Origin of the sequence: Shewanella sp. SP1S1-7, from assembly GCF_031932105.1 — a bacterium.
In the GTDB taxonomy this organism is placed as follows: domain Bacteria; phylum Pseudomonadota; class Gammaproteobacteria; order Enterobacterales; family Shewanellaceae; genus Shewanella; species Shewanella baltica.
Genome location: NZ_JAUOEU010000032.1, coordinates 39,733 through 56,315, shown reverse-complemented (window position 1 = coordinate 56,315; position 16,583 = coordinate 39,733). Strand labels below are relative to the sequence as shown.

The window sequence follows — 16,583 nt, the reverse complement described above, 5'->3', positions numbered from 1 at the left end:
TGAGTGCCTTATTTATACTGGTGTATATGCAGATTTCCTCTCTTGAGAACAAGAGCATCTAGCAAAGTAGATAGGGCTTATTCTTCGCTGTCGCTTAAGTAGTAGAAACCTTGATTGATGAGTTTCAACAGTAAGGCTTGAACTTCTTCATGCTGACATATTTCAGTTGCTTCATCGGCGCTTAAGCTCACGTTATCGCTCAACTGTGCGATAACGTCCACAGGTGTTTGGGGCAATTCGTGCACATCACCATTGATGAATAATCGCGGCGTGGCGTCATTTTCAAGGCGCAGTACTTTCAAACCGCCGATACGGCTGACGCCAGCACCTTGGGCGAAGGCATCTTGCAAATCTTCAATGCTGTAAGCTTCTTCACCTTCACACAAATCAAGCTCGAAACGGTTTTGACTAAGCAACTTGCCCAACACTATTTGGTAGCTATTGGGATCTTGGCTTAGCTGACTCAAGAGTGACATTATGCCCACTTGATGATCTTGGCTGACGATACCCGCTGAACTCGGTTCAGTTTGCGACGTGAAACGCTGCTGACCTAAGTTATTGTCGAGCAGGTAATCGGCGACTTCACTGATCAGTTCTTGCTGGCTTGGTGCACGAAAACCAATTGAGTAACTCATTGCCACTGTTAGGGTTTCGCCGCAATGCGGGAAACCAGGTGGAATATAAAGCATGTCGCCTTTTTCTAGCACCACATCGATAATTGGCGTGAAGTCTTCTACCAGCGGCGAGTTGGGATTGCCACCGCGGCGTTGTTGCGGGGTATTGTCACCCACAGTCCAGCGACGCTCACCTTCGCCTTGAATGATAAACACATCGTAGTTATCGACGTGCGGACCCACACCGCCACTTGGTGTCGCAAATGAGGCCATCAAGTCATCGAAACGCCAGTCAGGTAAAAAACGCAGCGCTTCAACTAATGGTTGCGAATCGGGGTACCAATGGTTGACCGCTTGCACTAGCAATTGCCAATGGGTTTCACCATAGCTGTCGTAATCTTCAAACGGGCCTTGAACCACTTCCCAGTTATCATCTTTAGTGACGACGATACGCGAAGAGATTTCTTCTTCACAGGCAAGGCCTGCTAGTTCATCGGCGCTGATCGGATCTTCAAACTGTGGAAACGCTTTTTTGATCAGTAGGGGTTTCTTTTGCCAGTATTCACTAAGAAACTGGGCGATATCGAGATTGAGTGTATACATAGTGTTAAAAAAGGCGACCACATCGCGGAGATGTGAGTCGCCTTAATCCTTATTTCTGTTTATGAAAGAGTATTGTCCATCGCCAATTTCAGCTAATAACTAAGTTTATTTAAAAACTAAGTTAAGTTAAAAACTTACTTCAGTTCGTCGACAAACGCTTCGGCGCGACCAATGTAATTGGCTGGCGTCATTTTCTTCAGTTCAGCTTTCACTGAGTCTGGTAATTCAAGTCCGTCAATAAACACTGACAGTTGCTGGGCGTCGATACGTTTACCGCGCGTCAGTTCTTTTAATTTTTCGTATGGCTTTTCAATACCATAACGACGCATCACAGTTTGTACGGGTTCTGCTAACACTTCCCAGTTGTGATCTAACTCATCACGCAGATGCGCTTCGTTAACTTCTAACTTGCTGATGCCTTTTAAGGTCGCTTGATACGCGATCAACGCATGGGCAATACCTACGCCTAAGTTACGCAGCACAGTTGAGTCAGTTAAGTCACGTTGCCATCTTGATAACGGCAGCTTAGACGCTAAATGTTGCATCAGCGCGTTAGCGATACCTAAGTTACCCTCAGAGTTTTCAAAATCGATTGGGTTAACTTTGTGCGGCATAGTCGATGAACCGATTTCACCGGCGATAGTGCGTTGTTTGAAGTGACCTAGGGCAATGTAACCCCAAATGTCACGATCAAAGTCAATCAGCACTGTGTTGAAACGGGCAACCGCATCAAACAGTTCGGCAATATAATCGTGTGGCTCGATTTGCGTCGTGTAAGCGTTCCAGTGCAGGCCAAGGCTAGTCACAAAACGCTCAGATAGTTCATGCCAGTTAACTTCAGGATAGGCTGACAGGTGAGCATTGTAGTTACCTACGGCACCGTTCAGTTTGCCCATGATTTCAACATTGGCGATTTGTTTGATTTGACGCTCAAGACGCATTGCCACGTTCGCCATCTCTTTACCTAGTGTTGATGGTGAAGCAGGTTGGCCATGGGTGCGTGACATTAATGGCACAGAGCGATATTCAATCGCCAGCTTTTTAATCGCAGTCAGCAACTCGTTGCAATATGGCAGTAATACTTGCTCACGGGCTTCAGTCAACATTAAACCGTGGCTTAAGTTGTTGATATCTTCGGAAGTACAGGCAAAGTGAACAAACTCACCCACAGCGGCTAATTCGCTATTGCCCGCGATTTTTTCTTTGATGAAGTATTCAACCGCTTTCACATCGTGGTTAGTGGTGCTTTCGATAGCCTTAACACGCAGCGCATCTTGTTCGTTGAAATTGTCTTTAATGCCATCGAGCACAGCGATAGCAGACTCGCTTAGTGGCGGCACTTCGCTAATGTCTGGGCAGTTTGCTAACAGTTTTAACCAATTGATTTCAACCTGAACACGGTACTTGGTAAGACCGAACTCGCTGAAAATCCCTCTCAATGACGCGGTTTTACTACCATAACGACCGTCTACCGGAGAGATAGCAGTTAGTGCGGAAAGATCCATGTGAAGCTCCTTGATGAACGCTAATTTTATTATAGGGTAAGACTTTTCTTGGCTGTATCGACTATGGCTTTGCGGGCGAAGACTAAGTGTCGACGTTTACCGCCTAGTTGGCGCCATAGTACAGCGCTGCGCATGGCCGCAAGCAGCAGAGCGCGAATTTTTTGTTGTATGATAGGGCGTTGCAAACACACTGGATTACCAGAGATTTGGATTTTTGGCCCTAAATTACTGATGATGTCACTGTAAATGCTGGCAAGATTGGCAATCACTTGTTCATCGGTGATCGCAAAATGATGTAGCTGGCGATTCACTTGATTAATGCGCTCGGCCAACATGCCTAAACCGCCGTTAGAGCGAACTAATTTTCGCTCTAACGCCAACACGCCAACTAAATAGCGGGTGATTTCAACATCTTTTTGACTGCTGTCACCGAGCTGATTCAGGATCAGCTTATAGCCTTTTTGCAATACGATTTTGTCTTGGTAGACATCGGCCGTATTGTCAGGATTGGTGACAAGAATGGTGTTTAAGCTCGCCGCGAGCTCGGCATTATCTAATTCGCCATGGCGGGCTAAATGTTGAACTTGGGCAATGGCTTGCAGTATGCCCGCAAACGCCATGGTCCGATTAACTAATTGCTCGTTCACGCTTTACCCTCGGATCAATTGATCTATGATGCCGCCACCTAGGCAGACTTCACCATCATAAAATACCGCAGATTGCCCAGGCGTTACCGCCGCAACGGGTTCATAAAATATAACCCTTAGGGTGTTTTCATCGCTATACGTTAGCGTGCAGGGTACATCTTGCTGGCGATAGCGGGTTTTGACGCTAATATGACAGCCGTCAACAGGACCAACTCTATCAACCCAATGCAGTTGATTAACCGTCATGCCGGTCGACATCAAACGAGGATGGTGTCCGCCTTGCCCTACGATCAATACGTTACGCTCAAGATCTTTATCGACGACATACCAAGGATCGTCATTGCTGTTTTTCATACCGCCAATGCCTAGGCCTTTACGCTGGCCTAAGGTGTGGTACATCAGCCCTTGGTGTGTGCCTATGATTTCACCTTCTGGGGTTTCGATATTGCCAGGCTGCGCAGGTAAATAAGTGCCCAGGAATTCAGTGAACTTGCGCTCACCGATAAAGCAGATGCCGGTGCTGTCTTTTTTATCATGGGTGATTAGGCCCATTTCTTTTGCGATTTCACGTACTTGATGTTTTTCCAATTCACCGACAGGGAACAGACTTCGGGCCACTTGCTCGTGGCTAAGGGTGTAGAGGAAATAACTTTGATCTTTATTGCCATCGACGCCACGGAGCATTTGTGTGCTGCCATCGCTATTATCGCGGCGGCGCACATAGTGTCCCATGGCGATGTAATCGGCGTCGAGGATTTCGTCGGCAAATTCTAAAAATGCCTTAAATTTGATTTCTTTGTTGCACATGATATCGGGATTTGGCGTGCGGCCCGCTTTGTATTCGGCGAGGAAATACTCAAATACATTGTCCCAATATTCGGCTGCAAAGTTAACTGTGTGTAGCTTGATCCCGAGCTTGTCGCATACGGCTTGGGCATCTTTTAAATCTTCTGCGGCAGCGCAGTACTCGTTGTTGTCATCTTCTTCCCAGTTCTTCATGAAAAGGCCTTCAACCTGATAGCCTTGCTGCATAAGCAAATAGGCTGAAACAGATGAATCTACACCGCCGGACATGCCGACAATGACTTTTTTTCCTGTATGAGTGGGTTCGATTGATGTCATAGATCCTAAAAACCATTGAGTATGTGTGTTGGCTAGGTTGTTGAAGTTAAGCCGCGACATTGAGCGCGTAACAAAAAGTGCCTAACCTAGCTTAAAAAACATGGGCTAGCGTTAAATCCAAGCTAACTTAAGAGCTAACTTAAAAATCAGGGTGTAGTGCGATCGGTCAGTAAAACTCGTATTTAGGGCCTACTGTACAGTCTGCTATTTAGCCACGTAGAGGCCGATAGGCACTAGCACATGCATAAGTTTAACAAGCAGTTTATGCGGGGCGGTATTCTATCACGCCTTACTCGCTTGGGCTATCGCGAGGCGGTCACTATTGAGTAAGGAGAGGGGATAAGTTTGACCCTGTTGTGCGTTATTAAGGTAGTCTTTTAGGCAATCGAGCACTAAGGGGCTGCGCAGTATAGATGACTTAGCTTCTATCTGTGCAAAACTCAGCCAGTGCGCACTGTGGATAGCCTTGTCCTGCGGCGCAAGTGAGGGCATATCATCTAACTGTACGAAGAAGGTAAAGCGCACAAAGGCTAAGTCTTCACTGGCGCTAAATTGATAGATGCCGACGAGTCCTTGGGGGTTAAGTGATAACCCCGTTTCCTCAAACACTTCACGCTCACAGGCTTGGATTAAGCTTTCATTGGCTTCTAAGTGACCCGCTGGCTGATTAAAGCGCAGCTCGCCATCAATCCACTCTTCCACCATCAGATACTTATCCTGTGAAGTCGCATGAATAATACAAGCGACGGTCACATTGGGTTTATATCGTTGACTCATAGTGCCTCCTTTGAGTGGACATGGTGCCACTTTTTAGTGGCGTAATGAGCGCAGAAACTTGGCTGAAATTTAGACTTCATCACCGAGACGGATACATTTATGCTCGCCCGATGGCAAATTATCTAGACTCCATTGGCCTATTTTATAACGGATTAATCTTAAGGTCGGAAAACCTATATGCGCTGTCATGCGTCTGACTTGGCGGTTACGACCTTCATGAATTTGGATTTCTAACCAAGTTGTTGGGATATTTTTGCGTTCTCTCACTGGCGGATTACGTGGCCAAATATCGGGTGAATCCATGATTTTGACTTTAGCAGGCAGCGTCATTCCATCATTTAATTCAACACCTTGGCGCAGTTTTGTCAGTGCATCTTCCGTCGGCACGCCTTCTACTTGCACCCAATAGGTTTTAAAGGTTTTCTTTTTCGGTTCTGTCAGTCTTGCCTGTAATTGACCGTCATTGGTCAGCAACAACAAGCCCTCACTGTCTCTATCTAAGCGGCCTGCGGCATACACGTCAGCAATGGGGATATAGTCTTTTAGGGTTTTACGACCTTGTTCATCGGTAAACTGGCAAAGTACATCAAAAGGCTTATTAAACAGCACGATAATCGGTGCGAGCGTTTGGCTCTGCACCGGTTTTGCCGCTGCAATTGCGCGTCGATTAGGATTTTTAAAGGGTTCTTTCTTTAAACTGCCATTGGCATTACGTGCTGGCGCCACTTTGTTGTCTACGGCGGTAGAGCGGTTGGCTGGGCCTCTGCTCGCGGGCTTAGCGGGTTTAATCGTGCTCTTGGCTGGGGAACTGGCGCTGGAATTGGCACGTTTAGGTGGAAACTTGTTTTTGTTCATACTTTTGCTAACAGGAGGTTGAGACACGCTTACCTGACTTGATTGAGTCGTTAATGTGGTCATAGTGTACTTGGCATTCGCCGTTAGTGGAATTTGAATATTATTGCGAATGCTCTATGATGTCGGCCAGAAAATGTGATCTGTGCCTAAATGTTTATTAGGTTTTAATGAGTCGTTGTAACAAATTTTAGCTTGCGCGCAAAGGCAGAAGGGCATTGAGAATGTGAAAGGTTAAGGCGGATTCGATTGCCTTGATTGATATTTTCACTGTGCTCAGATTTGTTCGCCATGCTATAAAATTATTATAAAAAATATTAAATTTTACAATAATGTAGGATGTAACATGAAAGATAACTCATCAACAATTATTTACACTGAAACAGACGAAGCGCCAGCACTGGCCACCCTCTCACTCTTACCTATTATCAGAACGTTTACCGACGCCGCGGGCGTTGCGGTTGAAACCCGTGATATCTCGTTATCGGGCCGTATTATTGCCAGTTTCCCTGAGCAACTGACCGAAGCACAAAAGATTGGCGATCATCTGACTGAGCTTGGCGAGTTAGCGAATCAGCCAGAAGCGAACATTATCAAGTTACCGAATATCAGTGCTTCGATTCCACAATTAAAAGCCTGTATCCTTGAACTCCAGCAAAAAGGTTATGACATCCCTCACTATCCGGATGAGCCAAAAACCGACGCTGAAAAGTCAATTAAAACCCGTTACGACAAGATTAAAGGCAGTGCGGTAAACCCAGTATTACGTGAAGGTAACTCAGATCGCCGTGCCCCATTATCGGTGAAAAACTTCGCCAAGAAAAACCCGCATTCAATGGGTAAATGGGCTAAGGATTCTAAGTCTCACGTTGCTCATATGACTGAAGGCGATTTCTACGGCAGCGAGCAGTCTGTCACTTTATCTGATGCGGGCTGCGTGAATATCGTGCTGACGCAAAAAGATGGCCAAGAAATGGTGCTCAAATCCGGTCTTAAGCTGCTGGCTGGCGAAATTATCGATGCTGCGGTATTGAGTAAAAAAGCCTTAGTAAGCTTCTATGAGCGTGAAATCGACAACGCCAAAGCTGAAGATGTGCTGTTATCGCTGCATCTGAAAGCCACTATGATGAAAGTGTCTGATCCTATTATGTTTGGTCACGCTGTGAAGGTATTCTTCAAGCCAGTATTTGACAAACATGCGGCGCTTTTCGCTGAATTAGGTGTAGATGTTAACAACGGTTTTGGTGATGTTTATGCCAAAATCGCGACATTACCTGCCGATAGCCGCGCCGAAGTCGAAGCCGATATCGCCGCCGTTTACGCTGCACGTCCCGCATTGGCTATGGTTGATTCTGACAAAGGTATCACCAACTTACACGTGCCAAGCGACATCATTATCGATGCGTCTATGCCTGCTGCGATTCGTTCATCTGGCCAAATGTGGGGACCAGATGGTCAACTGCATGACACTAAAGCTATGATCCCAGATCGTTGCTATGCCGGTATCTATCAAGAAACAATTGCCTTCTGTAAAGAGCACGGCGCTTTTGATCCTAAAACCATGGGCAGCGTGCCAAACGTGGGCTTGATGGCGCAAAAAGCGGAAGAGTACGGCAGCCACGACAAGACCTTTGAAATGCCTGCTGACGGTGTGGTGAACGTTGTCGATGCCAGCGGTAAGGTATTGATGAGCCACAATGTGGAAGCGGGCGATATCTGGAGAATGTGCCAAGTTAAAGACGCACCTATCCGCGATTGGGTCAAACTGGCCGTGCGCCGTGCCCGTTTAAGCAATACCCCTGCGGTATTCTGGTTAGATAGCAAACGTGCCCACGATGCGCAAATCATTGCAAAAGTGCAGCAATATCTGCCAGAGCATGATACTGATGGCTTAGAGATCAGCATTATGTCTCCAGAAGAAGCGACTCGCTTCTCGTTGGCTCGCATCAAAGAAGGCAAAGATACCATTTCAGTCACGGGTAACGTTTTACGCGATTACCTGACTGACTTGTTCCCTATCCTAGAGCTAGGCACCAGTGCCAAAATGCTATCAATCGTTCCGTTAATGAACGGTGGTGGTCTATTTGAAACTGGCGCGGGCGGTAGTGCGCCTAAGCACGTGCAACAGCTTGAGAAAGAAGGTCACTTACGTTGGGATTCACTCGGTGAATTCTTGGCTCTGGCGGCGTCTCTTGAGCATTTAAGCCAAACTGTCGGTAATCCAAAAGCCCAAGTGTTAGCTGATACCTTAGATCAAGCCATTGGCCAATTCTTAGATAGCAACAAATCGCCATCAAGAAGAGTCGGTGAGTTAGACAACCGTGGCAGCCATTTCTACTTAGCCATGTACTGGGCACAAGCCTTAGCCGCGCAAACGGGCGATGAGCAGTTACAAGCTCACTTCATTCCGTTAGCGCATGCGTTGGCCGCAAATGAGCAAGTGATTGTGGCTGAATTAGCGACGGCACAAGGTGCACCAGTTGATTTAGGCGGTTACTACCGTTTAGATGCGGTTAAGGCTGAAAAAGCCATGCGCCCAAGCGAGACGTTAAACAAGCTGTTGATTGCTTAATCTCGTGAGTGTTAGCTTTTGGATGGTGTGCGCGTCAGTGTGGGCCATCAAAGTTGATGTAAAGTTGTAAGTCATTAGACTGATTTTAAAAAGGGATCTGCATGGCAGATCCCTTTTTTATGCCCTAAATTTACTGTCGAGACCGATGATTAAATCTTTTTGTGGGGATGCAATGGGTGAGCTGCGGCGATGGATCTTGAATTAAATTCATGCGTAATGCTGACAAGTGATGGAGCATTAAGTGGTGGGGATTGATAAAACACGCAGCAATAAAAAGGCAGGGACAAGTCCCTGCCTTTTAGATCATTGGCCTCACCAAACGTTATTTTGTTGGTGAAATGGCTGAAGCGTGCATCCCTTTTGGACCGGCTTCTACTTCAAATTGAACGGGTTGGCCTGCTTTTAGAGTTCGATAGCCTTCCATTTCAATGGTAGAATAGTGTGCAAAAACGTCCTCACCACCTTGATCAGGGCAAATAAACCCGAATCCTTTGGCGTTGTTGAACCATTTAACAGTTCCGCTTGCCATACTTCCACTTCCTTCTGTTGTCTACTTACCAGTAAGATAGTAAAACCTGTATAGACGGGTATTCGTTCACCGTCTGCACAACAGAATGTAAGGAGTAAAAGCGGAAGTCAAGCTAAAATTAACAAAGGGGTAACAACTGATTAATTTGAACGGATCAATTGGAAGAGGCCAACACGAGAGGCTAGTATTAAAAAATGGCAAAGATAGGAAATATTGAACACGTTGAAGAACGTGTCGAATCAGAGTTAATGCCGCCTTCGATGTACAAGGTGGTACTCAATAATGATGATTACACCCCAATGGATTTTGTGATTGAAGTTTTGCAGGTTTTCTTTCGCAAGAACGAGCAGGAAGCGACCGATATCATGTTGACGATCCATCACCAAGGAAAAGGTATTTGCGGTATTTTCCCGTTTGGGATTGCAGAAACTAAGGTGATACAAGTAAATCAATTTGCAAGACAAAACCAACATCCGTTACTGTGTTCGTTAGAGAAAGCATAAAACCGCTTTACTCTGTAGTCTGTTGTTAATTTTGGGGGTGCTTATGCTGAACAAAGACCTGGAAGTCACCTTAAATCTGGCGTTTCAGCAAGCCAGAGACGCGCGTCACGAGTATATGACAGTGGAACATCTGTTATTAGCTCTGATCGACAATCCTGCGGCTCAAGAAGCGTTAATCGCCTGTGGAGCGAATCTAGATAAACTCAGAGATGAAGTGGCAAGCTTTATCCAACAAACAACCCCAATCATTGCCGATATTGATGATGACAAAGAAACTCAGCCGACGCTGGGGTTCCAACGAGTGCTGCAACGTGCAGTATTCCATGTGCAGTCATCGGGTCGCAATGAAGTGAACGGCGCTAACGTGTTAGTCGCCATTTTCAGTGAGCAAGAATCCCAAGCCGTGTATTTACTGCGCCGCTGCGATATTAGTCGCCTAGACGTTGTGAATTTTATTTCCCATGGTTTCGCCAAAAATGATGATGCTGAGTCACATCAAGATCAAGAACGGGTTGAAGATCAGGGCGAAAGCAGCGAAGAGCGCAGCATGTTGTCGCAATTTGCGTCCAACTTAAATCAACTTGCTAAGCAAGGGATCATCGACCCACTGATTGGTCGTGATCAAGAAATTGAGCGCGCGATTCAAACCCTATGCCGTCGCCGTAAAAATAATCCGCTGTTAGTGGGTGAGGCGGGCGTAGGTAAAACGGCGATTGCCGAAGGGCTGGCGTATCGCATCGTCAATAAACAAGTGCCAGATGTGATGCTTGAAGCCACAGTGTATTCCTTGGATTTAGGTTCACTGCTGGCGGGAACTAAGTATCGCGGCGACTTTGAAAAGCGCTTTAAGAACCTGTTAAAAGAACTGGCGGCTGATAAGCATGCCATCCTATTCATCGATGAGATCCACACCATTATCGGTGCGGGCGCGGCCTCTGGCGGCGTAATGGATGCCTCTAATCTGCTGAAACCTTTGCTATCTAGCGGTAACTTGCGCTGCATGGGCTCGACAACTTTTCAAGAATATCAAAGTATTTTTGAGAAAGACCGCGCACTTGCACGTCGTTTCCAAAAGGTGGATATCAATGAGCCTTCAGTGGAAGAAACTACTAAGATTTTGATGGGGCTTAAGTCTAAATACGAAGAATATCATGGGGTTCGTTATACACAGGCTGCGATCAGCAGCGCTGCGATATTATCGGCCAAGCACATCAATGACAGACATTTACCCGATAAAGCCATCGATGTGATCGATGAAGCGGGTGCACGTATGGTGATGTTGCCTATGAGCAAACGTAAAAAGACCATAGGCCAAGCCGAGATTGAGTCGATAGTGGCGAAAATGGCGCGTATCCCTGAGAAGTCGGTATCCGCCACTGATAAGGACTTACTGCGTAATCTTGAGCGTAACCTTAAGATGGTGGTCTTTGGCCAAGACAAGGCCATTGAGAGTCTGAGTTCGGCCATTCGCTTATCGCGCAGTGGCTTAGGCACAGACAGGAAACCTGTGGGTAGCTTCTTATTCGCGGGTCCCACCGGTGTGGGTAAAACCGAAGTCACTAACCAACTAGCCAACTGTTTAGGAATGAAACTGGTGCGCTTTGACATGTCTGAGTACATGGAAAGCCACACAGTGTCACGCTTGATTGGTGCGCCTCCTGGATATGTGGGTTATGACCAAGGTGGCTTGCTCACCGATGCTGTGATTAAAAATCCGCACTGTGTGGTGCTACTGGATGAAATCGAGAAGGCCCACCGCGATGTCTATAACTTGCTGTTGCAGGTGATGGATCACGGTACTTTGACCGACAATAATGGTCGTAAGGCTGACTTCAGACACGTGACTTTGGTGATGACAACGAACGCGGGTGTTCAGGAGACTATTCGTAAGTCGATTGGCTTTACCCAACAAGATCACACCCAAGATGCGTTATCTGAAATTAATCGGGTATTTTCGCCAGAATTTCGAAATCGTCTCGATTCCATCATTTGGTTCAACCATTTGGATATGACGATTATCGCCAAAGTGGTCGATAAATTCTTGGTGGAATTGCAGGCTCAATTGGATGCAAAACACGTTATTTTGGAAGTCAGCGACGAAGCCAGAACCTTGTTGGCCGAGAAAGGCTACGATAAGAACATGGGCGCGCGTCCAATGGCTCGGGTCGTGACCGAATTGATCAAACGTCCATTGGCAGACGAGATCTTATTTGGTGTCTTAGAGTCAGGCGGTGTGGCGCATGTGGATGTGAAGGAGGGCGAGCTTGTCATTCGTACCGAACGTCACGAAAAAGCGACAACAAAAGCTTAACGCTTGATTATCCATTAGTTTTAGACATAAAAATGGCTGCAATTGCAGCCATTTTTTTCATCTTTCGCAAACAAAAAAACCCGGCCTTGCCGGGTTTTTAAATCTAAGAGGCTATATCAGCGTGCGCGGAAGACAATGCGACCTTTGGTCAGATCATAAGGAGTCAGCTGGACGGTAACTTTATCGCCAGTAAGGATCCGGATGTAGTTTTTGCGCATTTTGCCTGAAATGTGGGCTATCACCACATGACCATTTTCAAGCTCTACACGAAACATTGTGTTTGGCAAGGTTTCAAGGATAGTGCCTTGCATTTCAATGTTGTCTTCTTTCGCCATTAATTAATTATCCCATTAGCCTTCGAATATAAAAAACGGGCGTATCATGCCCCAAATTCACCCTGCTGTAAAGGGGAAGTACTTAGCAAACTTGGGAATACTCCCAGCCCGTCGGTGTGAGAATTTGATATGGGCGATATAAACGCTTGTAGGACATCTTACGGTTTTCATCTATTTGATATCCGAGATAAACAAATTCTTTGTCCATGAGTTTTGCCAATCGGCACTGAATTAAAATTAACAGGGCGCCGAGGGAACGCTGTTCTTCGTCGGGGTCAAAATAGCTGTAAATCGCCGACAGACTATTGGGTAAGGTATCTGTGACCGCGACGGCTAATAATTTATCGCCGTTATAGACCTCGATAAACGTCGGCGGCAACCAATGGCAAAAAAGAAAGTGATTATATTGATCTTCACTCGGGGGAAACATAGGGCCGTCAAAATGCCGCTCACGAATGTAATGTTCATACAGGGCATATTGTTCGGCGGTTTGCTCCGATGTAATTCGCCAGGTCAGATCTTGGTTTTTGGCTAAGGTCCGTTTTTGGCGTTTCGATGGCACAAATTCATGCGCTGGCACTCGAATAGGCTGGCACGCGCTGCACCTTGGGCAACGGGGTTTATAGATGGAGCCGCCACTGCGGCGAAAACCCACCGCGAGTAAACGCTCAAATAAAATGGGATCAAGGGTATCTTCTTGGATGACAAGTAGCTGCTCCTGTTGGCCATCGAGGTAGCTGCAGGGAAATATTTGACTGATACCGATAGCGATCGATGCTTTACTCGAGTTCAAGGATGACCTCTTTAGTGGTCCAAGTCGCTGGGTCCACGGGATTGTTTCTCAGTTCGCTCAGTAACGTTATAAAATCAATGCGTTTAATGGCTTTGGCTCCCAAACTTTCTAGGTGAGGATTCATCACTTGTGCATCGATGAGTTTGAATCCCATTTTGAGTAAATGCTGTTGCAGCGCTGCAACTGCGGCCTTGGACGCATTAGTTTTACGGTGAAACATGGACTCGCCGCAAAACACTTGGCCGATTGCTAAGCCGTAAAGCCCACCGATTAAACGTTCACCTTCCCAGACTTCAATGGAATGGGCGTGACCTGTGTAATGCAGTTCGCGATAGGCCATTTGAATTTCTTGGGTAATCCAAGTGCCGCTCTGTTTTTCTCTTGGCTGCGCGCATCCCGCCATTACATCGGTGAAAGCGTGATTGATTGTGATCCGCCAAGGTTGTTTTTTTAAATATTTCCGCAAACTTGTGCTGATGTGTACTTCACCGGGAATAAATACGGCACGGGGATCGGGCGACCACCACAAAATAGGATCATCTGAGTTAAACCAAGGAAAAATACCGTTGTAATAAGCCGAGAGTAAGCGTTCAGGACGTAAGTCGCCGCCGATAGCCAATAACCCATTAGGATCGGTTAAGGCGAGTTCGGGTGAAGGAAAAGCTTCAAATTCGTGATTCAGAAAAGACAGTGACTTCACAATTGAGTATGATTTAGTTATAGACCTTATTATTAAGTTAGCGGAAATTCAGATATGTGGAAACCTACTCTAGCAAGCTTTATGTTTATTTTTGCGTTTATCCTCAGCCCCGCGAGTGCGGGTTATGACCGTAATCAAGCCGTGCCTGTCGAGAAAGTGCTCTATGGCGATATCACTTCGGTACGTAATATCACTGAAACCCAGCTGATTGAAGACCGTAATCGAGGTTGGAAAACCTTTGGTGGCGCCTTAGCGGGTGGGGTGATTGGCAATCAGTTTGGTGGCGGTTCTGGCCGTGATGTGGCGACCATTTTAGGTGCCTTGATTGGTGGCGGTATCGGCAATCGTTATGGCAGTGGCACGAGTGTGCAGTCATTGAAGCTGGTGGAATTGATGATCAATCAAGAAGATGGCACCCAAGTTATGGTGATCCAAGACTATGATGCTGGCATGGTATTCAATGCGGGTGACAGAGTACGTGTCGTCTACCTGCAAGGTGGTGTGCGTGTTGATGTCGCGATGTAAGCGACTGTCTTATCTTGATTAAGTCGTCATCTTCAGTAAATGGTCATCTCGAGTAAAGGACGGTAATGCAATGACACGGACAGAATTAACCCAATATTTAGCCGATTTTTTACATGTATCGGCGTTTAAAGATTACGCGCCCAATGGGCTGCAGGTAGAAGGCAAGGATGAGATCCGCACCATAGTGACGGGCGTGACTGCGTGTCAGGCTTTGATCGATGAAGCGATTCGATTAAACGCCGATGCGATTTTGGTCCATCACGGCTTTTTTTGGAAGAATGAGCCTGAAGTGATCACTGGTATGAAACAACGCCGGATTAAGGCGCTACTCAAGCATGATATTAATTTATTTGGCTATCATTTGCCCTTAGATGCCCACCCAATGCTGGGTAATAACGCGACCTTAGGCAGGCAACTTGGGATCGTCGACGCAGAAGCCATCGAAGAGGTGGCTCAGGGGCTGCTGTGGCGTGGAAAACTTGATCTTGCGGTTAGTGCTAGCGAATTTTCTCACACCCTTGAGGATGCGTTAGGCAGAGCCCCACTGCACATAGGTGATGGCGATGCCAAGATCCAACATTTAGCTTGGTGTACTGGCGGCGCGCAGGACTATATCGATGTTGCGGCGAGTTTAGGTGTGGATGCGTTTATCAGTGGTGAAGTGTCCGAGCGCACTTTCCACAGTGCGGTGGAGCAGGGCATACATTATTTTGCGGCGGGGCACCATGCGACCGAACGTTTCGGTATTCAAGCCTTAGGCCGTCATCTCGCCCGCGAGTTTGATCTCGTGCACCATTTTGTGGATATCACTAATCCGGTCTAATCCAGTCTTAAAGCGGCTTATGATGATCATATTGCCGTTTTATCCCTAATCGAAAGGCGAGCATAGCTCGCCTTTTTTACTGTGAGTTATGGTGACTTATCAGCACTCAAACTTGTTCCTCTAGCGTTTAAGCAACCAGCTCTTAGCTTTTAACTGAAACTAGATTAGCTCCAAAGTGGACAATACAAAGATGCCTAAGGTGCACGTGATCAGCGAGCAGACTGTGGTCAGCGCGATAATATTGGCCGCAAGGGGGGCGTTGCCACCCATGGCGCGTGCCATCACATAGCTTGCGGCTGCGGTGGGCGCAGAACTCATTAAAAAGACCAGCGCTAACTCAATCGCTCGATAGCCCAACAGCAAGGCCCCAACCGTGATAAAAAGCGGGGCAAAGATCAGTTTCAATGCGGTCGAGAACCAAGTTGAATGCTTTTCATGTTTGAGTGAACCAATATCGAGCGAACCGCCGGTGCACAGTAGCGCCAAGGGCAGGGTCATATTGGCAAAGTATTGGCCCGCATCGAGCACCATTTTCGGTACTGGTATAGCAAGTAAATAGAACAACATGCCGACCATAATGGCAATGATCAGCGGGTTTTTAGTAATGGTTTTAATAATCACGCCAAATGCGCGTTGGCTGGATTCTTCGCCTTTAGGGCTTAGGCAAATAACCGCTTGAATATTGTAGAGCAGCGTCATCGAGGCGACATAAACCGCAGCTAAAGCAACACCAGAACTGCCGTAGGCGTTGGAAACATAAGCTAAGCCGATAATCGCGGTATTGGCCCTGAATCCCCCTTGAATGATCACGCCTTGGTCTTTGTGCTTTGGAAATAGTCGTCCAGTTGCATAGATGGAGAGTATAAAAAACAGCAGATTGGCCGCTAACCCATAGCCAATTAAGGGCGCACTGGAGGCGAGATCGTGATTGGAGCTAATAATGCTAAGGAACAGTAAGGCTGGCAGCGTCACGTTAAAGACTAATTTTGATGCGACATCAATAAAGTTTTCATTGATGATTTGGGTGCGTTTTAGGATCACACCGAGCGCTAACATCAAACAGATTGGACCCGTAATCGAGGCAGAAAACAGCAACTGCTCAACGATATTTCCCATAACTACTCCTCGAATGATTCACTGAACATTGTGTCGATTTTAGACCTGTCACAGATATGGATATCACACTGCAGCGAATGCCTTGTCGATAGAAATACGAGCATTAACTCGATCTCTGAAACCTGTCACTTAAAGCAGTCGCTTAAACCTGTCTGCTAAACTTAGTGGCGTAAACTCAGTCTTTTAAAAGACAAAGTGATACTCGATGCCACGAATAGGCTCAAACAATCGATACCAACAAATAAGGCCACATAAA

The 16,583-nt window shown here is 46.6% G+C and carries 16 protein-coding genes; 5 read left to right on the top strand and 11 right to left on the bottom strand.

The window, feature by feature from the left end; translation table 11 throughout:
• Positions 1-77: 77 nt before the first annotated feature.
• From Q4Q49_RS19130 to rluE, 6 genes are all read right to left on the bottom strand, one after another.
• Positions 78-1,217 carry a cupin domain-containing protein gene (locus Q4Q49_RS19130; protein ID WP_312000169.1) on the bottom strand — a complete coding sequence of 380 codons (1,140 nt, stop codon included), beginning with the start codon at positions 1,215-1,217 and terminating at the stop codon, positions 78-80.
• A 134-nt stretch (positions 1,218-1,351) separates the two neighbouring features.
• A complete protein-coding gene (gene purB / locus Q4Q49_RS19125) occupies positions 1,352-2,722 on the bottom strand; it encodes an adenylosuccinate lyase (RefSeq protein WP_259573830.1) in 1,371 nt (456 codons plus the stop codon).
• A 29-nt stretch (positions 2,723-2,751) separates the two neighbouring features.
• Entirely contained in the window at positions 2,752-3,369 is a 618-nt protein-coding gene (gene hflD / locus Q4Q49_RS19120) for a high frequency lysogenization protein HflD (protein WP_312000168.1), read from the bottom strand.
• Between the two features lie 3 nt (positions 3,370-3,372).
• Positions 3,373-4,491: a tRNA 2-thiouridine(34) synthase MnmA gene (gene mnmA, locus Q4Q49_RS19115; RefSeq protein ID WP_312000167.1), complete on the bottom strand. Its 1,119-nt coding sequence runs from the start codon at positions 4,489-4,491 to the stop codon at positions 3,373-3,375.
• Between the two features lie 282 nt (positions 4,492-4,773).
• On the bottom strand, positions 4,774-5,268 hold the full coding sequence (locus tag Q4Q49_RS19110; RefSeq protein ID WP_312000166.1) for an NUDIX hydrolase: 495 nt from the start codon (positions 5,266-5,268) through the stop codon (positions 4,774-4,776).
• 69 nt (positions 5,269-5,337) lie between these two features.
• A complete protein-coding gene (gene rluE, locus Q4Q49_RS19105; protein ID WP_312000165.1) occupies positions 5,338-6,123 on the bottom strand; it encodes a 23S rRNA pseudouridine(2457) synthase RluE in 786 nt (261 codons plus the stop codon).
• Positions 6,124-6,466: 343 nt separating this feature from the next.
• On the opposite strand from rluE, the gene Q4Q49_RS19100 reads away from it, so the two are divergent.
• Positions 6,467-8,692: an NADP-dependent isocitrate dehydrogenase gene (locus Q4Q49_RS19100; protein WP_312000164.1), complete on the top strand. Its 2,226-nt coding sequence runs from the start codon at positions 6,467-6,469 to the stop codon at positions 8,690-8,692.
• 322 nt (positions 8,693-9,014) lie between these two features.
• Here Q4Q49_RS19100 and cspD read toward each other — a convergent pair whose 3' ends face one another.
• Positions 9,015-9,221, bottom strand: a complete 207-nt coding sequence (gene cspD / locus Q4Q49_RS19095) for a cold shock domain-containing protein CspD (RefSeq protein ID WP_006081937.1) — start codon at positions 9,219-9,221, stop codon at positions 9,015-9,017.
• A gap of 194 nt (positions 9,222-9,415) precedes the next feature.
• Between cspD and clpS the strand changes: the two genes are divergently transcribed.
• Together clpS and clpA are read left to right on the top strand one after the other, a co-directional pair.
• Entirely contained in the window at positions 9,416-9,724 is a 309-nt protein-coding gene (gene clpS, locus Q4Q49_RS19090) for an ATP-dependent Clp protease adapter ClpS (RefSeq protein ID WP_006081936.1), read from the top strand.
• Between the two features lie 43 nt (positions 9,725-9,767).
• The gene (gene clpA, locus Q4Q49_RS19085) at positions 9,768-12,035 is read left to right on the top strand and encodes an ATP-dependent Clp protease ATP-binding subunit ClpA (RefSeq protein ID WP_312000163.1); all 2,268 of its coding nucleotides are present in this window, start codon (positions 9,768-9,770) and stop codon (positions 12,033-12,035) included.
• Between the two features lie 116 nt (positions 12,036-12,151).
• Here the strand turns inward: clpA and infA are convergent, their stop codons facing one another.
• The 3 genes from infA to aat form a co-directional block, all read right to left on the bottom strand.
• Positions 12,152-12,370, bottom strand: coding sequence for a translation initiation factor IF-1 (gene infA, locus Q4Q49_RS19080; protein ID WP_006081934.1), 219 nt, complete (start codon positions 12,368-12,370; stop codon positions 12,152-12,154).
• An 82-nt stretch (positions 12,371-12,452) separates the two neighbouring features.
• Positions 12,453-13,163, bottom strand: a complete 711-nt coding sequence (locus Q4Q49_RS19075) for an arginyltransferase (protein WP_006081933.1) — start codon at positions 13,161-13,163, stop codon at positions 12,453-12,455.
• Positions 13,150-13,863, bottom strand: coding sequence for a leucyl/phenylalanyl-tRNA--protein transferase (gene aat / locus Q4Q49_RS19070; protein WP_312000162.1), 714 nt, complete (start codon positions 13,861-13,863; stop codon positions 13,150-13,152). The genes Q4Q49_RS19075 and aat overlap by 14 nt, the downstream gene beginning before the upstream one ends.
• Positions 13,864-13,917: 54 nt before the next feature.
• On the opposite strand from aat, the gene Q4Q49_RS19065 reads away from it, so the two are divergent.
• Together Q4Q49_RS19065 and Q4Q49_RS19060 are read left to right on the top strand one after the other, a co-directional pair.
• Complete coding sequence (locus tag Q4Q49_RS19065) at positions 13,918-14,388, top strand: glycine zipper 2TM domain-containing protein (protein WP_006081931.1); 471 nt, start codon at positions 13,918-13,920, stop codon at positions 14,386-14,388.
• Positions 14,389-14,458: 70 nt separating this feature from the next.
• A complete protein-coding gene (locus tag Q4Q49_RS19060; RefSeq protein ID WP_107404397.1) occupies positions 14,459-15,211 on the top strand; it encodes a Nif3-like dinuclear metal center hexameric protein in 753 nt (250 codons plus the stop codon).
• Between the two features lie 159 nt (positions 15,212-15,370).
• Here the strand turns inward: Q4Q49_RS19060 and Q4Q49_RS19055 are convergent, their stop codons facing one another.
• Entirely contained in the window at positions 15,371-16,327 is a 957-nt protein-coding gene (locus Q4Q49_RS19055; RefSeq protein WP_312000161.1) for an AEC family transporter, read from the bottom strand.
• Positions 16,328-16,583 lie beyond the last annotated feature (256 nt).